Annotated in this window: 17 protein-coding genes; 6 read left to right on the top strand and 11 right to left on the bottom strand. The window is 70.2% G+C overall.

The window, feature by feature from the left end:
• Positions 1–36: 36 nt before the first annotated feature.
• The gene (locus OIC96_RS43295) at positions 37–999 is read right to left on the bottom strand and encodes a fibronectin type III domain-containing protein (RefSeq protein WP_330302576.1); all 963 of its coding nucleotides are present in this window, start codon (positions 997–999) and stop codon (positions 37–39) included.
• A gap of 390 nt (positions 1,000–1,389) precedes the next feature.
• Between OIC96_RS43295 and OIC96_RS43300 the strand changes: the two genes are divergently transcribed.
• Positions 1,390–2,088 (top strand): glycoside hydrolase family 75 protein, encoded by a 699-nt coding sequence (locus OIC96_RS43300; protein ID WP_330302575.1) that lies wholly within the window; start codon positions 1,390–1,392, stop codon positions 2,086–2,088.
• Between the two features lie 50 nt (positions 2,089–2,138).
• Here OIC96_RS43300 and OIC96_RS43305 read toward each other — a convergent pair whose 3' ends face one another.
• Positions 2,139–2,903, bottom strand: a complete 765-nt coding sequence (locus OIC96_RS43305; RefSeq protein WP_330302574.1) for an SDR family NAD(P)-dependent oxidoreductase — start codon at positions 2,901–2,903, stop codon at positions 2,139–2,141.
• A 183-nt stretch (positions 2,904–3,086) separates the two neighbouring features.
• Here OIC96_RS43305 and OIC96_RS43310 point away from each other — a divergent pair, with 183 nt between their 5' ends.
• Positions 3,087–3,752 (top strand): TetR/AcrR family transcriptional regulator, encoded by a 666-nt coding sequence (locus tag OIC96_RS43310; protein ID WP_330302573.1) that lies wholly within the window; start codon positions 3,087–3,089, stop codon positions 3,750–3,752.
• A gap of 101 nt (positions 3,753–3,853) precedes the next feature.
• Here the strand turns inward: OIC96_RS43310 and OIC96_RS43315 are convergent, their stop codons facing one another.
• The 4 genes from OIC96_RS43315 to OIC96_RS43330 all read right to left on the bottom strand — a co-directional run bounded on the left by OIC96_RS43315 (position 3,854) and on the right by OIC96_RS43330 (position 7,476).
• A complete protein-coding gene (locus tag OIC96_RS43315) occupies positions 3,854–4,240 on the bottom strand; it encodes a PTS-dependent dihydroxyacetone kinase phosphotransferase subunit DhaM (RefSeq protein WP_330309980.1) in 387 nt (128 codons plus the stop codon).
• Positions 4,241–4,331: 91 nt separating this feature from the next.
• Positions 4,332–4,931, bottom strand: coding sequence for a dihydroxyacetone kinase subunit DhaL (gene dhaL, locus OIC96_RS43320; protein WP_330302572.1), 600 nt, complete (start codon positions 4,929–4,931; stop codon positions 4,332–4,334).
• 203 nt (positions 4,932–5,134) lie between these two features.
• Positions 5,135–6,127 (bottom strand): dihydroxyacetone kinase subunit DhaK, encoded by a 993-nt coding sequence (dhaK, locus tag OIC96_RS43325; protein ID WP_330302571.1) that lies wholly within the window; start codon positions 6,125–6,127, stop codon positions 5,135–5,137.
• A gap of 167 nt (positions 6,128–6,294) precedes the next feature.
• Positions 6,295–7,476, bottom strand: a complete 1,182-nt coding sequence (locus tag OIC96_RS43330) for an acyl-CoA dehydrogenase family protein (RefSeq protein WP_330302570.1) — start codon at positions 7,474–7,476, stop codon at positions 6,295–6,297.
• Between the two features lie 79 nt (positions 7,477–7,555).
• Here OIC96_RS43330 and OIC96_RS43335 point away from each other — a divergent pair, with 79 nt between their 5' ends.
• Positions 7,556–8,740: a CaiB/BaiF CoA transferase family protein gene (locus OIC96_RS43335; protein WP_330302569.1), complete on the top strand. Its 1,185-nt coding sequence runs from the start codon at positions 7,556–7,558 to the stop codon at positions 8,738–8,740.
• 1 nt (position 8,741) lies between these two features.
• On the opposite strand, the gene OIC96_RS43340 is transcribed toward OIC96_RS43335, so the two are convergent.
• The 4 genes from OIC96_RS43340 to OIC96_RS43355 all read right to left on the bottom strand — a co-directional run bounded on the left by OIC96_RS43340 (position 8,742) and on the right by OIC96_RS43355 (position 12,671).
• Positions 8,742–9,314, bottom strand: coding sequence for a TetR/AcrR family transcriptional regulator (locus OIC96_RS43340; RefSeq protein ID WP_330302568.1), 573 nt, complete (start codon positions 9,312–9,314; stop codon positions 8,742–8,744).
• A 43-nt stretch (positions 9,315–9,357) separates the two neighbouring features.
• Positions 9,358–10,134, bottom strand: a complete 777-nt coding sequence (locus OIC96_RS43345; RefSeq protein ID WP_330302567.1) for an SDR family NAD(P)-dependent oxidoreductase — start codon at positions 10,132–10,134, stop codon at positions 9,358–9,360.
• A gap of 193 nt (positions 10,135–10,327) precedes the next feature.
• Entirely contained in the window at positions 10,328–11,131 is an 804-nt protein-coding gene (locus tag OIC96_RS43350) for a FadR/GntR family transcriptional regulator (RefSeq protein WP_330302566.1), read from the bottom strand.
• Positions 11,132–11,165: 34 nt separating this feature from the next.
• A complete protein-coding gene (locus OIC96_RS43355; protein ID WP_330302565.1) occupies positions 11,166–12,671 on the bottom strand; it encodes a class I adenylate-forming enzyme family protein in 1,506 nt (501 codons plus the stop codon).
• A 66-nt stretch (positions 12,672–12,737) separates the two neighbouring features.
• On the opposite strand from OIC96_RS43355, the gene OIC96_RS43360 reads away from it, so the two are divergent.
• The 3 genes from OIC96_RS43360 to OIC96_RS43370 are packed head-to-tail and all read left to right on the top strand — an operon-like array spanning position 12,738 to position 16,102.
• A complete protein-coding gene (locus OIC96_RS43360; protein WP_330302564.1) occupies positions 12,738–13,892 on the top strand; it encodes a CaiB/BaiF CoA transferase family protein in 1,155 nt (384 codons plus the stop codon).
• Positions 13,893–13,940: 48 nt separating this feature from the next.
• A complete protein-coding gene (locus OIC96_RS43365) occupies positions 13,941–14,834 on the top strand; it encodes an HpcH/HpaI aldolase/citrate lyase family protein (RefSeq protein ID WP_330302563.1) in 894 nt (297 codons plus the stop codon).
• Entirely contained in the window at positions 14,831–16,102 is a 1,272-nt protein-coding gene (locus OIC96_RS43370; RefSeq protein WP_330302562.1) for an acetyl-CoA hydrolase/transferase family protein, read from the top strand. Before OIC96_RS43365 ends, OIC96_RS43370 begins: the two co-directional genes overlap by 4 nt.
• 66 nt (positions 16,103–16,168) lie before the next feature.
• Here OIC96_RS43370 and OIC96_RS43375 read toward each other — a convergent pair whose 3' ends face one another.
• The gene (locus OIC96_RS43375; protein ID WP_330302561.1) at positions 16,169–17,845 is read right to left on the bottom strand and encodes a class I adenylate-forming enzyme family protein; all 1,677 of its coding nucleotides are present in this window, start codon (positions 17,843–17,845) and stop codon (positions 16,169–16,171) included.
• Positions 17,846–17,962 lie beyond the last annotated feature (117 nt).

Below are 17,962 nucleotides of genomic sequence, written 5' to 3' on the forward strand. Positions count from 1 at the left end.
GCGCCTATCGCTGCTTGCCCGTGCACACCGTGCGCCTCACTTCTTGCCCGTCGTCACCGTGCGTTCCGCGGAGAATCCGCCCCATGTGCCGTCCGGCAGCTTCGCCCTGATCCGCACCCGGTGGGCGACCCCGGCGTCCCGGCCCACATAGAAGCTGTAGGTCGACTTGCCCTCGGGTGGAGTGCCGCCCCACACCAGCGAGGTCACCGGCCGCCCGTCGAGATGGATCTGGTACTCCGTGATCACTCCGTCCACTTCCGGCGCCATCCACGACAGATCGATGTAGTACGCCCCGTCCGCGCGGTGGGTCGTCGCGCGGAAGCCGGTCGGCGCCGTCCCCCGGCCGTCGTCCGAACCGGGCGCGGTGGTGAGCGGGACGGCGTCGCTCCCGGGCGAGACGTTGTCCGCCGCGTCCCGCGCCTTCACGGTGAAGGAGTAACGGGTGCCGGGCCGCAGCCCGGTGACCACGGTCGCCGTCTGCGCGCCGCCGACGCTGTGGATCTTCGAGGTGCCCTGATAGATGTCGTACGAGGCCACGCCCCTGTCGTCCGTCGACTTCTCCCAGGACAGCTGGACCGCCCGGCTCCCGACCGCCTTGCCGCGCGGCCGGCCGGGGCGGGTGGGAGCCGTGTGATCGGCGGCGACCGCTGCCGGTGTGGTGGCGCGCACCTGTTTGCTGGGCGGTCCGGAGTCCCCGGCGGCGTTCCGGGCCCGGACCATGAAGACGTATGTGGTGGACGGTTTGAGTCTGGTGATGTCCACCATGTGCTCCCCGCCGGGCACTTCCTTGACCTTTGTGGTGCCGCGATATACCTCGTAGCGGGTGACCTCCGGATCCTCGGAAGCCCGGTTCCACATGACGTGCACGCTGGTGGCGCTGCCCGCCGCGGCGGTGACGCCCATCGGTGCCGAGGGCAGCCGTTCGCCCTGGCCGTCGTCCTGCGCGCCCCACCCACAGGACGCCAGCACGAGCAGCGAGCCGCACATCAACGCACGCATCAGCGCAGGGGGGACGCGTCGCACGGGTCCGCCTTCCCTCGACGGGATTGGTCTGTACCTATAAGACACGGCTGACGCGACCACATCAAGAGGGTGGGCGGCCGTTGGCCGGACCGCCGGGAACGTACGTATGCTGATCCCTGACGCGGCGTGAACTCGCCCTTGTTCCATGGGAGTTCACGCCCACGGCGCGGACCGCTGTCGTCGCTGTTCCCGCGCCGGTGAGGGCGGTCGAGTGGCCGGAGCCGAGTGCGGCTCGGGCCCTCGGCCGCACGGCGCCGCCCGAGGCGGTCGTGCGCCGTCCGGACCCTTTCCCTTGGACGCGTCGTCAGATGCCCGTCAAATGTGGGCAAATGACCATCAATGTCCCCAAGGAGAGGGTCTCTTATCGTGCGTGTCCAGTCGCTGACGCTGGCCGCGGCCGGCGCCGCCCTGCTCGCTCCCGCTCCGGCGGCGCTCCCCGTCCTCCCCCCGCCGAGCCGGCCCGTGGCGGCGGTGCGTGAGGGAAACGTCCGCGCCGCCGACCTGCTGGCGAAGGTGCGTGGCTGCGCCCCCGTCTCAAGAGGGCGCTACCGCAGCGACGACGGTACCCGTGCCCATATCCCCGTGTGCGGCACGCGGGGCGCCGTGTTCTGGAAGGCCGACATGGACATCGACTGCGACGGCAGGCCGGGCCTTCGCTGCAACAGCCGCATCGACCCGCTCTTCTCCAGCGCCACCGCCTACCAGCAGTCCGACGGCCGTGAGCTGAGCGCCGAGACCCTCCCGTACATCGTCGTCCCGGCCCCGAGCCGCATCTGGAACCACCGGGACCACGGTGTCCGCGGCGGATCGGTGGCCGCCGTGATCTACCGGCATCGCGTCCAGTACGCCGTCGTCGGCGACATTGGCCCGCACGACATCATCGGCGAGGCCTCGTACGCCACCGCCAAGGCCCTCGGCATCCGTCCCGATCCGCGGGGCGGCGGGACGGATGCCGGGGTCACCTACATCGTCTTCAAGAACTCCCGGGTGTCACCCATCGAGAACCACGCGGCCGCCGTGACGGCGGGGGAGCGACTGGCCCGGCAGTTCGTCCGCGGCGGCTGAGCACCCTCGGCTCGATGAACCGAGGGTGCCGGGCCTGGACCGGCGGGACCTCAGACGGCGGCCCAGCCGTTGTCGACGGGCAGGATCACGCCGTTGATGTTGCTCGCCGCGTCCGAGGCGAGGAACACGATGGCCGCCGCCTGCTCCTCGGCCTCGGCCGGCTGGCCGACGTTGCGCATGTACGCGCCCAGGACCGCGGGACCCTGGGAGCCGGCCTCGATGTCCACGACGATGCCGGTCTTCGTGCCGCCGGGAGCGATGGCGTTGGCACGAATGCCCTTGTCCCGGTACATCACGGCGAGGGACTTGGTGAGCCCCGCGATGCCGTGCTTCGAGGCGGTGTACGCGGCCCCCGCGGCGCTGCCGCGCAGGCTCGCCTCGGAGGCGGTGTTCACTATGGCGCCCTTGCCGGCCTCCAGCATGTGCGGCAGCACCGCCCGGGTGAGCAGGAAGGGAGCCGTGAGGTTGACCCGGATGACCCGCTCCCACTCCGCGTCGCTGACCTCCGCCACCGCCGACATGCGGTCCATGATCCCGGCGTTGTTCACCAGTACGTCCACCCCGCCGAACCGCTCCACGGCGGTCGCGGTCACCTGGTCGACGACGGCCTGCTCGCTCAGGTCGCCGGTGACGGCCACCGCGGTGCCGCCGGCCGCCGTGATCTCCTTCACGACCGTCTCGGCGCTCTCGGCGTTGAGGTCGGCCACGACGACGCGCGCGCCCTCCGCCGCGAAGGCGAGCGCGGTGGCGCGCCCGATGCCCGAGCCCGCGCCGGTGACGATGACGCTTCGGCCGTCCAGTCCAGTGGTGGTCATGACGTGCTCCCAGTGGTGCGTACGTGGTGCAACGAAGCTGCTGCGCTGCCACAGTACGACTTAATGTCTGTGAATGACAGAAAGTCCTTGCCCCTCCTTCGAAGTCCCTCGACGCCGCTTTGGAGATCGTTAGACTCGCGGCAGGCCCGGGCAGCAGCCGCCGGCGGAACCAAGGAGTCACCAGTGCCGGACCGCGCGATCAGCGAACCCCCCGGCCAGGGGCGTGGCCGTACGGGACGGCCGCCGCTGACCGAGCAGCGCAAGGCGGAGATCCGGCTGGAGATCGCGCGCGCCGCGGTGGAGCTGTTCGTCGCCCACGGCGTGGCCGCGACGACCGGGGAGCAGATCGGGCAGGCGGTCGGCGTCTCCGCGCGCACCGTCTGGCGCTACTTTCCGAGCAAGGAGAGCTGCGTCAGCCCCCTGTTCGCGGCCGGCATCGACGCCATCGCCGCCGCGTTGCGCGCCTGGCGCCCCGACCAGCCGCTGGAGGACGCCCTGGAAGCGGCGACCACGGCCGGCGCCGGCCCGATGGCGAGGCCGCATCTGCCCAACGTCCGTGCGCTGCTGAGGCTGACCCGCACCGAGCCGGGCCTGCGTGCGGTCTGGCTCCAGGCCCACGACGAGGCCGAGCCGGTCTTCGCCCGCGCCCTCGCCGACCGAGCGGGGCTGGCCGCAGTCGACCTGCGGTCGGAGATCCAGGCCGCCATGCTCAACGCGGCCCTGCGGACGGCGGTCGAGCACTACGCGTGGCGCGGCGACGAGGAACAGTCCGACCCCGCGACGGCGCGGGCCGAGCTGGTGGCGACCGTTCGCTCGGCCCTCGCCGTCGCGGCCGAGGGACTTGCCTGACGAAGCCCGGGACCGCTGACCCCGGCGCTCAGACCTTCCGGCGCAGCCAGGGGTCACTCATTTCGGTGCTCACGCCTTCCGGCGAAGCCGGGTCCCGGTGCTCAGACCTTTCGGTACGCGTACGCCTCCGCGGCCGCCGCCTCCACCGCGGCGAGGTCCGCGCCCGCCGACGCCGTGACGACCGCGGCGACCGCGCCCTCGACGAAGGGCGCGTCGACGAGGCGGGTGTTGTCGGGCAGTTCGTCGCCCTCGGCGAGCAGCGCCTTCACCGTGAGCACGGCGCTGCCCAGGTCGGTGAGGACCGCGACGCCGGCGCCGCGGTCCACGGAGGCGGCCGCGGCGGCGATCAGCTCGGCGCTCGTGCCGAGGCCGCCGTCGGCGGTGCCGCCCGCCGGGGCGACGGGAGCGGTCGTGCCACCGCCCGCCAGGCCCGTCGCCAGCTCGGCGACGGAGGCGGCGACGGCGGCACTGTGGGAGACCAGCACGATCCCTACGAGCTTGTCCGTGCCATTACTCGTCGAGGTGGTCGAGGTGGTCGAGGTGGTCGAGGTGGTCGAGCTGGTCGAGGTGCTCGCGGAGTCACTCACCGGCCGCCTCCACGAGTGCCCCGATCAGCAGCGACGAGGACGTGGCGCCCGGGTCCTGGTGCCCGATGCTGCGCTCGCCCAGATAGCTGGCCCGGCCCTTGCGCGCCTGCAACGGCGTCGTCGCGACGGCACCCTCCTCGGCGGCGGCCTTCGCCGCGGCGAAGGAGTCGGCGAGCGCGTCGACGGCGGGCACCAGCGCGTCGATCATGGTCTTGTCGCCGGGCGCGGCTCCGCCCAGCGCCATCACCGCGTCGACGCCCGTGCGCAGCGCGTCCGTGAACTGTTCCTCGGTGACCTCGGCGGCGTCTCCGAGCGCTTTGCCGGTCCGGCGCAGCAGGGTGCCGTACAAGGGTCCGGACGCGCCGCCGACCGTCGAGATCAGCTGACGGCCGGCGAGCATGAGAACGCCACCGGGCGTGTCCGGCGCCTCCTTCTCCAGCGCGGCGACCACGGCGGTGAATCCGCGCTGCAGATTGCTGCCGTGATCGGCGTCGCCGATAGGCGAGTCCAGTTCGGTGAGTCGCTGCGCCTCGCGGTCCACGGTCGCGGCGGTCACCGTCATCCAACGGCGGAAGAAATCGGCGTCGAGCACGGAATCTCCTTGCGTGGTACGAGCGTTGACTGCGCGGGCGGGTGTCGACTGCGCGGGCGGGTGTGGACAGTGCCGTACGAGCGTTGACCGCGCGGAATGAGCGTCGATCGGTTTCGGGCCATCGGCAACCGGCTGCCTGTTGACCGGGTTCACAGGCGACGACCTGGGCGACCCCACGGCAGCCGACTGCCTGTTGACCGAGTTCACACGCCCCAGCGCAGTCCCGGCGTCTTCACCGGCGCGTCCCACAGTCGCAGCAGCTCCTGGTCCACCTGGCACAGCGTCACCGAGGCGCCCGCCATGTCCAGCGAGGTGACGTAGTTGCCGACCAGCGTGCGCGCCACGGGGACGCCGCGCTCGTCCAGCACCCGCTGCACCTCCGCGTTGAAGCCGTACAGCTCCAGGAGTGGGGTCGCACCCATGCCGTTGACCAGGAGCAGCACCGGGTTGCGCGGGTCGAGGTCCTCCAGGATCGCGTGCACCGAGAAGTCGGCGATCTCGCTGGAGGTCATCATCGCGCGCCGCTCCCGGCCCGGCTCGCCGTGGATGCCGACGCCCAGCTCCAGCTCGCCGGGCGGCAGGTCGAAGGTCGGGCTGCCCTTGGCCGGAGTCGTGCAGGCGCTGAGCGCGACCCCGAAACTGCGGGAGCTCTCGTTGACCTGCCGGGCCAGCGCTTGGACCCGCTCCAGCGGTGCGCCCTCCTCGGCGGCGGCACCCGCGATCTTCTCCACGAACAGCGTCGCCCCGGTGCCGCGCCGCCCCGCCGTGTAGAGGCTGTCGGTGACGGCCACGTCGTCATTGACGAGGACCTTCGCGATCTGGATGCCCTCGTCCTCGGCGAGCTCGGCCGCCATGTCGAAGTTGAGCACGTCACCCGTGTAGTTCTTCACGATGAACAGCACGCCAGCGCCACTGTCCACGGCGGCCGCCGCGCGCAGCATCTGGTCCGGCACCGGAGACGTGAAAACCTCGCCGGGGCAGGCCGCCGACAGCATGCCGAGGCCCACGAAACCGCCGTGCAGCGGCTCGTGCCCCGACCCGCCGCCGGAGACGAGGCCCACCTTTCCGGCGACCGGAGCGTCCCGCCGTACGATCACCCGGTTGTCGACGTCCACCGTCAGCTCGGGATGTGCCGCCGCCATGCCCCGCAGCGCGTCCGCGACCACCGTCTCCGCCACGTTGATGAGCATCTTCATGGGTACCTCCTGGTGGGATGAGCAGCCGGGCGCCGGACTGGCGTGCGGACCGGCGGACCGAGGAGCCTCTCCCCGTAGTATCGGCGCTCAGCACACGATGGTCACGTGGTGCGCAGCCTCGGCGATGTGCGCGTGCCTCCGCTGCCCGACGCGTACGCCGCTACGTACTACCTGGTCTCGTCCCGAACCCTGAGGCTGCCCCGGTCGGCCTCCCTCAGCGCGCGGCCGATGATCAGGCGCTGAATCTGGTTGGTGCCTTCGAAGATCTGCATGACCTTGGCCTCCCGCATGTAGCGCTCGACGGGGAAGTCGCGGGTGTAGCCGGAGCCGCCGAGTACCTGGACGGCGTCGGTGGTGACCTTCATGGCGTTGTCGGTGGCGACCAGCTTGGCGATGGACGCCTCGCACTGGAACGGGAGCCCCTGGTCCTTGAGCCGGGCGGCGGCGAGCGTGGTGGCGCGGGAGGCCTGCACCGCGGCGGCCATGTCCGCGAGGACGAAGGCCAGCCCCTGGTGTTCGATGATGGGGCGCCCGAAGGTCTCGCGTTCCCGCGAGTAGCGCAGTGCGTGGTCCAGCGCGCCCTGGGCAAGGCCCGTGGCCACTGCCGCGATGCCCAGCCGGCCGCAGTCCAGTCCGGCGAAGGCGATCTTGAGTCCTTCGCCCTCCTCGCCGATCCGGCGGTGCGCGGGGACCCGTACGTCCTCCAGACGCACGGTGGCGGTCGCCGACCCGGTCAGACCCATCTTGTGTTCCGGGGGATCGGCCACCACACCAGGAGTGTCGGCCGGGACGAGGAAGCAGGAGATGGCGCGTGAGCCCTCGTCGGCGGTGCGCGCCATGACCGTGTAGAAGTCCGCGTGGCCACCGTGTGTGGTCCATGCCTTGGCGCCGTTGAGCACATAGTGGTCGCCGTCCCTGACGGCCCGCGTGCGCATCGCCGCGGGGTCGGAACCGGCGTGCGCCTCGGACAGGCAGTAGGCGCCGAGCAGATCGCCGCTGAGCATGCCGGGGAGCCACTCGTCCTTCTGCTCCTGGGTGCCGAAGGCGGCGAGGCCGAAGCAGGACAACGCGTGGACCGAGACACCCACCGCGACGCTGGCCCACACGGCCGCGATCTCTTCGACAACCTGGAGGTAGACCTCGTAGGGCTGGCCACCGCCGCCGTACTCCTCGGGGTAGGGCAGGCTCAGCAGTCCGGCCCGGCCGAGCGTGCGGAAGACCTCGCGGGGGAACCGCTCCTCGGCCTCGGCCTCGGCGACGCGCGGCGCGAGCTCCTTCTCGGCGAGCTCGCGGGTCAGGCCGATCAGGTCGACTGCTTCCGGGGCGGGAAGCGTTCGGGTAGCGGGCATGAGATGTCCTCGGGCGTAGCGCTGGAAGTTTTTGATACTCGAAGCGATACAACAGTATCGTTATTGGTACCGTAATGCCATGTCGTCCATCGACAGATCAGCTGGTCCCCTCGCCGGTTTGCGTGTCCTCGAACTCGCGGGACTCGGGCCGGCGCCCCACGCGGCCATGGTGCTGGCCGATCTCGGTGCCGATGTGGTGCGGGTCGAGAGGCCTTCCGGCCGGGCGCTCCAGCTCGGCCCCGTCGGCGCGACCGACATCGTGCGGCGCGGCCGCCGGTCGGTCTTCGCGGATCTCAAGGAGCCCGAGGGGCGTGCGCTCGTCCTGGCGTTGTCGGCCCGGGCCGATGTGTTCGTGGAGGGCCTGCGGCCGGGCGTCGCCGAGCGGCTCGGGGTCGGCCCCGACGACTGCGGACGGCGGAATCCGGGGCTCGTCTACGCACGGGTCACCGGCTGGGGGCAGGACGGTCCGCTCGCTCAGCAACCCGGACACGATCTGAACTACATCGGTCTCACCGGCGTGCTCCATGCCATGGGCCGGGAGGACGGTTCGCCACCCCCTCCGCTCAACCTCGTGGGAGATTTCGGCGGAGGGTCCATGCTCTTGGCCGTCGGTGTCCTGGCCGCGCTCTGGGAGCGCTCACGCTCCGGGGCGGGACAGGTCGTCGACGCCGCGATGATCGACGGGACCGCCCTGCTGAGCCAGATGACGCTCGCCCTGCGCGCCATGGGCGAGTGGTCGGACGAGCGGAGCTCCAACCTTCTCGACGGGGCCGCCCCCTTCTACGACACCTACACGTGCGGCGACGGCAAATACGTCGCCGTCGCCGCGCTCGAACCGCACTTCTTCGCGGCCCTGCTCGACGGACTCGGGATCGACCCCGCCCGGCTGCCCGCCCAGGGCGACCGCGGCGGCTGGCCGGTACTGCGCTCGGCCTTCGCGAAGCGGTTCGCCTCCCGTACGCGCGACGAGTGGGCCACGCACTTCGCCGGAACGGACGCGTGCGTGACGCCCGTGCTCACGTTCGCCGAGGCGGGAACGCACCCGCATGTGGTGGCCCGGCGCACCCTGGTCGAGGTCGACGGCATCCTCCAGGCCGCACCGGCCCCGCGATTCTCGCGGACGCCCAGCAGACAGCCATCGACCCCGGACACTCCGGGCGGGGACACCGAGTCGGTGCTACGGGACTGGGGAGTCGGCTCCACCGCTGACACGGCTGACACCGCTGACACCGCTGAGGTCACCGAGGTCACCGAGGGCGCCTAGGTCAGGTCGAAACCGCGTGCACAATGAGCGACGCCAGCTCGGCGTAGGCCTCCGCGTCGGACAACCCGGTGCGCGCGGCGACCTCGCCGCGCTGGATCTCCTGCATGGTGGCGGCGACCACCTCGCCCACGAACGCGGCATGGACATCACGGAACGCGCCGGCGGCGACCCCGTCCGCGATCAACTGCCTGAGCCGGCCCGCGGCAAGACGCGTATTGGCCTCGTACACCTCGCGAGCCGGTTCGAAGTCGGCCATGTCGTCGAGGAATTGCCGGGACAGCGGTCTCAGCTGCTGGGCGACCGCGTTCAGGTAGACCACCACGCGGTCCGCGGGCGCGGAGGTGTCCGCCACCTGCTTCTCGATGGTCTGGGTCGCCTCCCGGAAGTAGTGCTTCACTGCCTCCCGGACCAACTCCTGCTTGCTGCCGGCCAGTTGATACAACGTCGTCTTCGAGCAGCGCAGCCGCTCGGTCAGCTCGTCGAGCGTGAACGACGCGAAACCCTCCGCCGCCAGCAGGGCGACCAGCCGCTGGAGCAAGTCGGTCTGGCGTGCTGTGCGACGTGTGGACGGCATGATCTCAGCGTAACCGTTCGCCTTCGCCGGGATCGAGCAGTGGTCACCGCGCGGTCCAGCCGCCGTCGACGACGACCGTCTGCCCGGTGACATAGCTTCCCGCGTCGCCCGCGAGCCACAGGATGGCGCCGACGATGTCGTCGGCGGTCCCCTCCTTCGGCAGCGGGGTATTGCGGCGCAGGTACTCGGCGGCGCGCTCGCTCTCGTAGAGCGGGCCGGTGATCTCGCTGCGGAAGAAGCCGGGGGCCACCGTGTTCACCCGGATCGAGTGCTTCGCCCACTGCACCGCGAGCTCGGCGGACAGACCCGACAGGCCGGCTTTGCTCGCCGCGTACGACGCCTGCGGGATCCCGGGGATGCCGACCCGGCCGCTGATGGACGAGACGTTGATGATCACGCCCCGGCCCACGGCGCGCATGTGGGGAAAGACGGCCTGGGCGAGCAGGAACGGGGCCAGCAGGTTGAGGTCCGTGGTCCGGCGGACGGCGTCGAGCGGCTCGGACTCCGCGCGCTCGGTCGTGAACATGCTCCCGGCGGCGTTGACGAGGATCTCCGGCGGCCCCAGGCCCTCGACCACCGCCGGCACGACGGAGCCGACCCGGTCGAGGTCGGAGAGATCGCAGGGGACCGCGAAGCCTTCGATCCCTTCGGCGAGTTCGGCCAGCTTGTCGCGGCGCCGGGCCACTACGGCGACCCGGGCGCCGAGCGAGGCAAGGGCTCGGGCCACCGCCGCCCCGAGACCGGACGAGGCACCGGTGACGATCGCCACGCGGCCCTCCAGGCCGAACATCCGCGCGGCGGCATCACGCTCCGGCGACAACGTGGGTCCCCCTTCCACGGCGGGGCGTGCTGCCGTCGGCTCTCGTGCCGACGGCCGCAGGGTGGCTGCGGACCGGCCCGGCGGGCATCCTAGGCCTGCCGCGCTATCCTTACAAGGATTTAGAATTTACCGGCGTCAGCCGGATCCGATGAGGCACACCGCCGCGCCAGCCGGCAAGCGGACGGCCCCGGTCTCAGCCGCGGCGGAACCGCGCCCGGCTCTGGGCCGACGCGGCGTCGATCACCCGGTTCTTGAGCGTGCGGCACACCACGCGCTGAGTCGCCGTCAGATGCTCCTCCGCGATCCGCGCGGCCTCGTCGGCGTCGCCCTGCTCGATGCTCGTCACCAGGCGTTCGTGGGCTCGCTGGGCGGCCGTGCGCTCGGTGCGCGAAGGATAGGCGCCGCGCGACATCTGGGCGTCCGCCCAGGCCTCCTCCTGGACCGACCAGAGCGACGTCAGGCTCTTCACGACGACGCGCAGCGTGGCGTTGGGGTCGAACCCGACGACGGCGTCGTGGAACTCGCGCGAGGCCCGGGTGAACGCCGCACCGTCGTCGATGCAGTTGTCGCTCGCGGCGAGCAGTTCCCTCAGCCGCGGCACCACGACCCGCTCGCGGTCCGACCGCTCTGCGCAGTGCGCCGCGCACAGCGGCTCCAGCGTGGCGAGGGCGGCGCCGAGGTCGGGAACCCCGACCTGCATGGCCTGGAGCGTCAGTCCCAGGGCGTAGCCGGCGGTGCCGATGTCCGGAGCGTGCACGGTGGCGCCGCCGCGATTGCCGCGCCGTACCGTGATGAAGCCCTCGGTCTCCAGGATGCGCAGTGCCTCCCGCACCGAGGGGTAGCTGACACCGAACTCCGCCACGAGCTCGTCCTGTTTGGGAAGCGTGGAGCCGTCGCCGATGCCGCCCGCGAGGATCCGGTCGCGCAGTGCGGCGGCCACCAGCTCCGCCATGCGCATCTGTCCGATCTTGGTGTGCTCGGACCCTGTGCGTTCCATGATTGCAAGGCTAGCAGTGATGCATCATCGCCTTTCAGGCCGTTCCGGGACGCCGGCTCGGCTCAACCAGCCCGGGCAGCAGGGCCCGTTGCACCTTGCCCATGGCGTTCACCGGCAAGGCGTCGACCTGTGACCAGAACTCCGGAACCTTGTACGCCGCCAACGCGCGCCGGCAGAGTGCGGCGAGCGCTTCGAGGTCGAGCGGGGGACCGGCGCTCTCGACCACGGCGGCCACCCGCTGACCGAGACGGTCGTCGGACACCGCGCACACGGCGACCCCGGCGACATCGGGGTGCGCCGCGATCACCCGTTCCACTTCGAGCGGGTAGACGTTCGCCCCGCCGCGGACGATGACGAGCTTCTTGCGGTCCAGCACCGTCAGCCACCCGTCGCCGTCGACCGTCCCGATGTCACCGGTGGGGACCGGACCGGGTTCCGCCGGGCGGACGCCGCCTCGCTCCCAGAATCCGAGCATCGGCCTCCAGCTGTCCGCCCACGGACCGGCGGCGGCCCCGCTCAGCCGCAGCTCGCCGAGTTCGCCCGCGGGGAGGCGGTGGCCCTCCTCGTCGTACGCCGCGACGTCGTAGTGCGGCAGCACCTGTCCGCTCGTGCCCGGACGCCACTCGCCGTCCGGATCGATCGACACGACGGTCGGCGCCTCTGTCAGGCCGTAGGTGACCCGGGGAACCAGGCCGTGGGCCTCGGCGAATGCCCGGCGCAGCGCGTCCGGGGTGTCGCCGCCTCCGCTCCATACTTCCGTGAGTGATCCGAGGTCCAGGTCCGGGCGCCGGGCGAGGTCGTAGAGCTGTGCGGGCGCGCCGTTCCACACCGTGACGCGCCGGGAGGAGATCCACTCGGCGACCCCTTCCGCGTCGCGCCGGTTCATCACGACGGAGCAGCCGCCGGCCTGTGCGGTGAGCAGGGTGGACAGCGCCATGAGGTTGAGGATCGTCAGCGGGAAGCTGTCGCCCTTGCGCAACTCGGGTCCCCAGCCCCGGGTGGCGACGAGGACCGCACCTGGCAGCAGCAGGTTGCGCTGGCTGTGCACGACGGCCTTGGGGTGTCCCGACGTCCCGCTGGTGAACGCGATCCCGGCCGGCGCGTCGATGTCCGGCTCGACGTGAGGGGCCGCCTCGTCGCGATCGACCAGCTCGGCCCATCGGCCGGGATCGACCCGGTCCGGCGACTCCAGCAGACAGCGCGGTCCGGCCAGCACGACTGTCGGGTCGCAGAGGTCGTGCAGCTCCTCATGCTCGCCCGCCGTGAGCGCTTCGCCGATTCCCGCCCAGACGGCCCCGATCCGCTGTGCGCCGTGAAAGGCCGCGACGATGTCCAGGTCGTTGGGCAGACAGGCCGCCACGCGGTCGCCGGGGCGCACGCCGAGCCGCCACAGCGCTCCGGCCGCCCGTCGGGCCCGGTCGTCGAGCTCGGCGTACGACCAGGCGCCGGAGACGGCCTCGACCGCCGTGGCGTGCGGGCGTGACGCGAGTGCGGCATCGAGTACCTGGGCGATGGTGCCGGGGACACGGTGACTACTCATGGCATCTTATTATCACTATCCTTATAAAGATTCACCCTATAGTCTCGATGAACGCGGGAGGCAGCGATGCCAGGTGAACGTGCGCACACGGGCCCACTGACCGGGTTACGCGTTGTCGATCTCACCGCGATGGTCATGGGTCCCTACTGCACCCAGATCATGGCGGACATGGGTGCGGATGTGATCAAGATCGAGCCCCCCGCCGGCGACAACACCCGTTACATCTCGGTCGGCCCGGAACCGGGCATGGGAGGCGTCTTCGTCAATGTGAACCGCGGCAAGCGCAGTGTGGTGCTGGATCTGCGATCGGCCGAAGGGAAAAGCCCGCTGCGCGAACTCATCAGGCATGGCGACGTGTTCATTCACTCGATGCGGGCCAAGGCGATCGCCAAGCTCGGGCTGAGTTACGAAGAAGTGGCCGCCATCAATCCATCGATCATCTATACCAACTGTTACGGTTACGGCCGCCGCGGCCCGGATGCGAATCTCACCGCTTACGACGACACCATTCAGGCGGAATGCGGCCTGCCGTTCGTGCAGCGGCAGTTGACCGGGGAGGCCGGTTACGTCGGCACCATCATGGCGGACAAGATAGCCGGAATGACCGCCTTGTACGCCACCATGATGGCGCTGTTCCACCGCGAGCGGACCGGTGAAGGCCAGGAGGTCGAGGTCGGCATGTTCGAAACCATGGCCGCTTTCATGCTGGTCGAACACGCCAATGGGGCGATGTTCAGTCCACCCTTGGGACCCGCGGTGTACCCCCGCGCGGTCACACCCCACCGCAAGCCCTACCGCACGAAAGACGGCCATATCTCGGCGCTGGTGTACAACGACAAGCAGTGGGCCGCGTTCATCACCGCCGTGAAACCGGCGTGGGCCGGAGAGCACTTCGCCACCCTCGAACAGCGAGCGCGCCGCATCGACACCGTCTATGCCCTGCTGGGAGAGACATTCCTGGAGCGTACGACCGAGGACTGGCTCGGCCTGCTCCGGTCTCTTGACATTCCCGCCGCTCCGGTCCGCACACTCGACGAACTGCTCGACAACCCACATCTGAAGGAAGTGGGATTCTTCGAGACGGTGGACACCCCCAACGGTCCCGTGCGTTTCCCCGGCATGCCGACCTGGTTCTCGCAGACCCCCGGTCGTATCGCGGGACCCGCCCCCAGGCTCGGCGCCCACACACATGAGGTGATGGGCGAGCTCGGCATGGAGTGATGCCGGAGGCGGACCGGAAAGACGTTGAATCGAGGAACGGGAGAACCCGTGGTCGGCACCGGAGAAACCTTCGTCGCACGCTCCTGGCTGTTCGCGCCGGGCGACAGTGAAAGGAAGATGGGGAAAGCGGCTGACGGCTCGGCAGACATTGTGGTCCTCGACCTGGAGGACGCGGTCGCCGAAGACGGAAAGCGCGAGGCCCGGACGATGATCTCGGACTTTCTGGCGGCTCGGCCGAGAGAAGACAGAACTCGACTGTGGGTGCGCGTCAACCCGCTGGACGGCCCCCACGCGCTCGCCGATCTGGCAGCGGTGATCCCCGCACAGCCCGGGGGCATCATGCTTCCCAAGGCGCGCGGCCGTGCGGATGTGGAGACCCTGGACCACTACCTCTCGGCGTTGGAAGTCGCCGCCGGTATCGAGCAGGGTTCGACAAAGGTCATCGTGCTCGTCACCGAGACGGCCGAAGCCATGTTCACCACCGGCACCTACAAGGGTGCGCCGAGAGTGGTTGCCATGACCTGGGGCGCGGAGGATCTCGCCGACGCCGTCGGTGCCACGGAGAACCGCGACCCTGACGGAAGCTATGGCTTCACCTACGAGCTGGCCAGGAGTCTGTGCCTGCTCGGTGCGGCTGCCGCCGGTGTAGCGCCGGTGGAAACCATCCAGGGCGACTTCCGCGATCTGGAAGGACTGCGCGAGCGAGCCGAGAAGGTACGCCGTGACGGCTATCGCGGCATGCTGGCCATTCATCCGGACCAAGTCGATGTCATCAACGCCGCCTTCACCCCCACGGCGGAGGAACTGGCCGCGGCCCAGGAAATCGTCGATCTGTTCGCCGCCCATCCCGGCGTCGGCGCCATCGGCCACAAGGGCGCCATGCTCGACCGCCCTCACCTGGCCCGCGCCCGGGCGCTGTTGGCGTCAAAGGACGGCGCATGAAGGTCATTCGCGAGGCCGGAGGCCTGGACCTCAGCCAGTTCCTGCACCCCGGTGACCGCATCGTCATGGGCCAGGCCTGTGGCGAACCGACCACGCTGATCGAGGCGTTGATCGACCAGGGCCCCGGGATCGGCGGGCTTTCGGCCTTCATCGCGACCAGCTTCTCCGGCCTTTTCACCCCGGCCGCCACGCACGGATTCTCCCTGTCCAGCATGGGGGCGATCGGCGCGCTGCGCTCACTGACCAAGGAACACAAGCTCAGTGTGATCCCCTGTCATGTCAGCCAGATCGGCCCGATGATCGAGGCCGGGATCGTCGGGTGCGATGTCGCGTTCATCCAGGTCAGCACAGCCGATGCGAACGGAAACCACAGCCTCGGCCTCGTCAGCGACTACGTACAGGCCGCTGTGGCGAAGGCGCGCGTCGTCGTGGCGGAAGTGAACGAGCAAGTGCCTTTCACGCACGGTGAGCTGTTACCCGCGGATCGGATCGACTGCGCCGTGCATGTCTCACGTACGCCGGTGGAGGTGCCACGAGCGAGAATCGGTGAGACGGACGCGGCCATAGCGGCCCACGCCGCCTCCTACATCGAGGACGGCTCGGTCATCCAGACCGGGGTCGGCGCCGTCCCGGACGCCGTCCTTCGGCTCCTGCGTGACCGCAAGGACCTTGGCGTGCACTCCGGCATGCTGGGTGACGGCCTGGTCGACCTGGTCGAAGCGGGCGTCGTCACCAACGCGCGCAAGCGCATCGACAGCGGGGTTTCCATCAACGGTGCCCTGATCGGCACCAGGCGTCTCTACGCGTTCGCCCACCGCAACCCGCAGATCCGCATGTGCACCACGGCCTACACCCACGCCGCGGCGGTACTCGCGCAGCTGGACAGACTGGTCACCATCAACTCCGCGATGGAGGTCGACCTGACCGGCCAGGTGAACGCCGAACAGAGCGGCTCGGCCTACCTCGGCGGCACCGGAGGCCAGGTGGACTTCGTTCGTGCCGGCGCCCGCTCGCCGGGCGGTCACGCCATCATCGCCCTGCCCGCGACCGCCAAGGGGGGCACGATCAGCAGGATTGCCGCCCACCTGTCCGGGCCGGTCACGACGGCGCGCAGTGATGTGGATGTGATCGTCACCGAGTTCGGTTCGGCCGAGCTCAGAGGTCAGTCTCTCGCCGAACGCGCCCGACGTCTGATCGCCGTCGCGCATCCGGACTTTCAGGAGGAGCTGGCTCGGGAGGCCCACGTCATTCAGCGGAGAGGTTTCTAGGGTTTCGCCGGAGAGGATTCGAGAGTCTCAGCAGCCAGAAGTCTCGTGCTCCAGGCGGGGATTCGGCTATCGGGAATTCGGCTGTCCCCGCAACCTCTTGGCGGCCAGCTGGCGAAGATCGCCGGACTTGATCTTCGCGCTGCCCGTGAGCGTGATGTCCTCCTCGTGGAAGAACAGCACATGGCGTGGCACCTTGTAGCTCGCCAGTCGCTCGCGCAGGAACGCGCGGATCTCCTCGGGTTCGAGGCTCGCCCCGTCATGGGGTACGACGCAGGCGGTGACGACTTCGCCGAGCGTCTCGTGCGGTACGCCCACGGTGCGTGCCACCTTGATGCCGGGATAGCCGGAGAGGGCCTCGTCCACCTCCAGCGGTGAGACGTTCGCGCCACCCGTCTTGATGATGTCGGTGAGCCTGCCCTCCCAGAAGAGCCGGCCGGCGTCGTCGAGCCGACCCCCGTCACCGGTGTGGAAGAAGCCCTCGGGGTCCAGCGTCTCGTCGAGGGGTGTCCCGAGATAACCCAGCATGAGAGTGGGGCCCTTGACGCATATCTCGCCGCGCTCGCCGCGCGGAACGACGACACCCGAGAGCGGATCGACGATCTTGAGCGTGACACCCGGCAATGCCTCTCCACTGCTGTTCGCGGTCACGTCGGGCGGGGTGTCGGCCGGGAAGCACGTCGTGATCGTGAAGGTCTCCGTGTTGCCGTAGGCATGGCCCGGCTCGCGCCACTGGGTCGACACCGTGGGGTGGTGTGCGATCGCTGTTCTGAAGTCCGCGAACCGTACGCTGCTCAGATCCACCTGGTTCCAGTTCGGGGCGCCTTCGAGCTGCGCCCACTGGTGCGGCCAGGCGACGGGGAAGTTCACCCGTTCCGCCTGCATCAGGTCGAGCGCCTCCGCGGCCATGAAGGTCGACTGCAGTACGAGGGTCCCGCCGCCTGCGAGCGTCGTACCGAGACCCATGGCGAAATTGCCGGACCAGAAGAAGCCGTTGGCCGTCCAGCACCGGATGTCGTCCTCCGGGGTGAAGCCGTACATGCGCCGGAAGCGCCACAACTGGACGGTGACGCCGCGATGCGCGCTCAGGATTCCCTTCGGCCTGCTCGTGGAACCGGACGAGAAGAAGAGCACGGCGGCATCGCTCGGCCGCACCGACGCGGCCGTCGCCTCGACCAGCTCGCCCGGCTCGCCCCGGCCGCGCGCCAGGAAGGTGTCCCAGGTGTCGATCGCTTCGCCCAGCAGGGCCTCCCCGACCATGGCGAGACGGCGCAGGAACGGGAACCTCGCCGAGCGCAGCGTGCCGGGTGCGGCCTTGCCGATCTCCGGCTCCAGCTCGGTGAGAACGGCGGCGATGTCCTTCTTCAGCACCTTCCGCTCGAACAACAGCACCGAAACACAGGAGACTCGCAGCAGGTCTTCGAGTTCGGGCGGTGTCGAGAACGTGCTGAGCGCGACGGCCACACCGCCGGCGAGCGAGGTGCCGAACACCGCGGTGATCCACTCGGCGCGGTTCGTCATCAGGACGCCCACGCGGCTGTCCTTGCCCACGCCGCATGCCCGCAGAGCCCGTGCCACCTCGACGGCGCGCTCCCAGAGTTCGGTGTACGTCCACCGCGTGGCGCCCTCCGCCGTGCGCGTCACGAGTGCCTCGCGCTCGCCGTACCGCGCCGTCACCTCACGCAGGAAGCCGGGCAACGTGAGCGGCCCGAGCCCTGGTTCGGCGCTCAGTGGCGGGCCTGACACGGTCGAAAGGGTTCGTACGGATTCGGCGTCCGTCTCGGCGCCCATCGCTCACCGCCCCATCGCTGTCGCTTCTCGGTCGTGCTGGAACGCCCCTCCTTGCCGAGCCGTCGCCAGAGC

Origin of the sequence: Streptomyces sp. NBC_00775 (assembly GCF_036347135.1) — a bacterium.
GTDB classification, from domain to species: Bacteria; Actinomycetota; Actinomycetes; order Streptomycetales; family Streptomycetaceae; genus Streptomyces; species Streptomyces lutosisoli.

What these genes read in the sequence shown, in the direction of transcription:
- OIC96_RS43295 (WP_330302576.1), bottom strand. Translation starts at nt 999, where the DNA reads ATGCGTGCGTTGATGTGCGGCTCGCTGCTCGTGCTGGCGTCCTGTGGG.
- OIC96_RS43305 (WP_330302574.1), bottom strand. Translation starts at nt 2,903, where the DNA reads ATGACCACCACTGGACTGGACGGCCGAAGCGTCATCGTCACCGGCGCG.
- dhaK (WP_330302571.1), bottom strand. Translation starts at nt 6,127, where the DNA reads ATGAAGATGCTCATCAACGTGGCGGAGACGGTGGTCGCGGACGCGCTG.
- OIC96_RS43330 (WP_330302570.1), bottom strand. Translation starts at nt 7,476, where the DNA reads ATGCCCGCTACCCGAACGCTTCCCGCCCCGGAAGCAGTCGACCTGATC.
- OIC96_RS43335 (WP_330302569.1), top strand. Translation starts at nt 7,556, where the DNA reads ATGTCGTCCATCGACAGATCAGCTGGTCCCCTCGCCGGTTTGCGTGTC.
- OIC96_RS43340 (WP_330302568.1), bottom strand. Translation starts at nt 9,314, where the DNA reads ATGCCGTCCACACGTCGCACAGCACGCCAGACCGACTTGCTCCAGCGG.
- OIC96_RS43350 (WP_330302566.1), bottom strand. Translation starts at nt 11,131, where the DNA reads ATGGAACGCACAGGGTCCGAGCACACCAAGATCGGACAGATGCGCATG.
- OIC96_RS43355 (WP_330302565.1), bottom strand. Translation starts at nt 12,671, where the DNA reads ATGAGTAGTCACCGTGTCCCCGGCACCATCGCCCAGGTACTCGATGCC.
- OIC96_RS43360 (WP_330302564.1), top strand. Translation starts at nt 12,738, where the DNA reads ATGCCAGGTGAACGTGCGCACACGGGCCCACTGACCGGGTTACGCGTT.
- OIC96_RS43370 (WP_330302562.1), top strand. Translation starts at nt 14,831, where the DNA reads ATGAAGGTCATTCGCGAGGCCGGAGGCCTGGACCTCAGCCAGTTCCTG.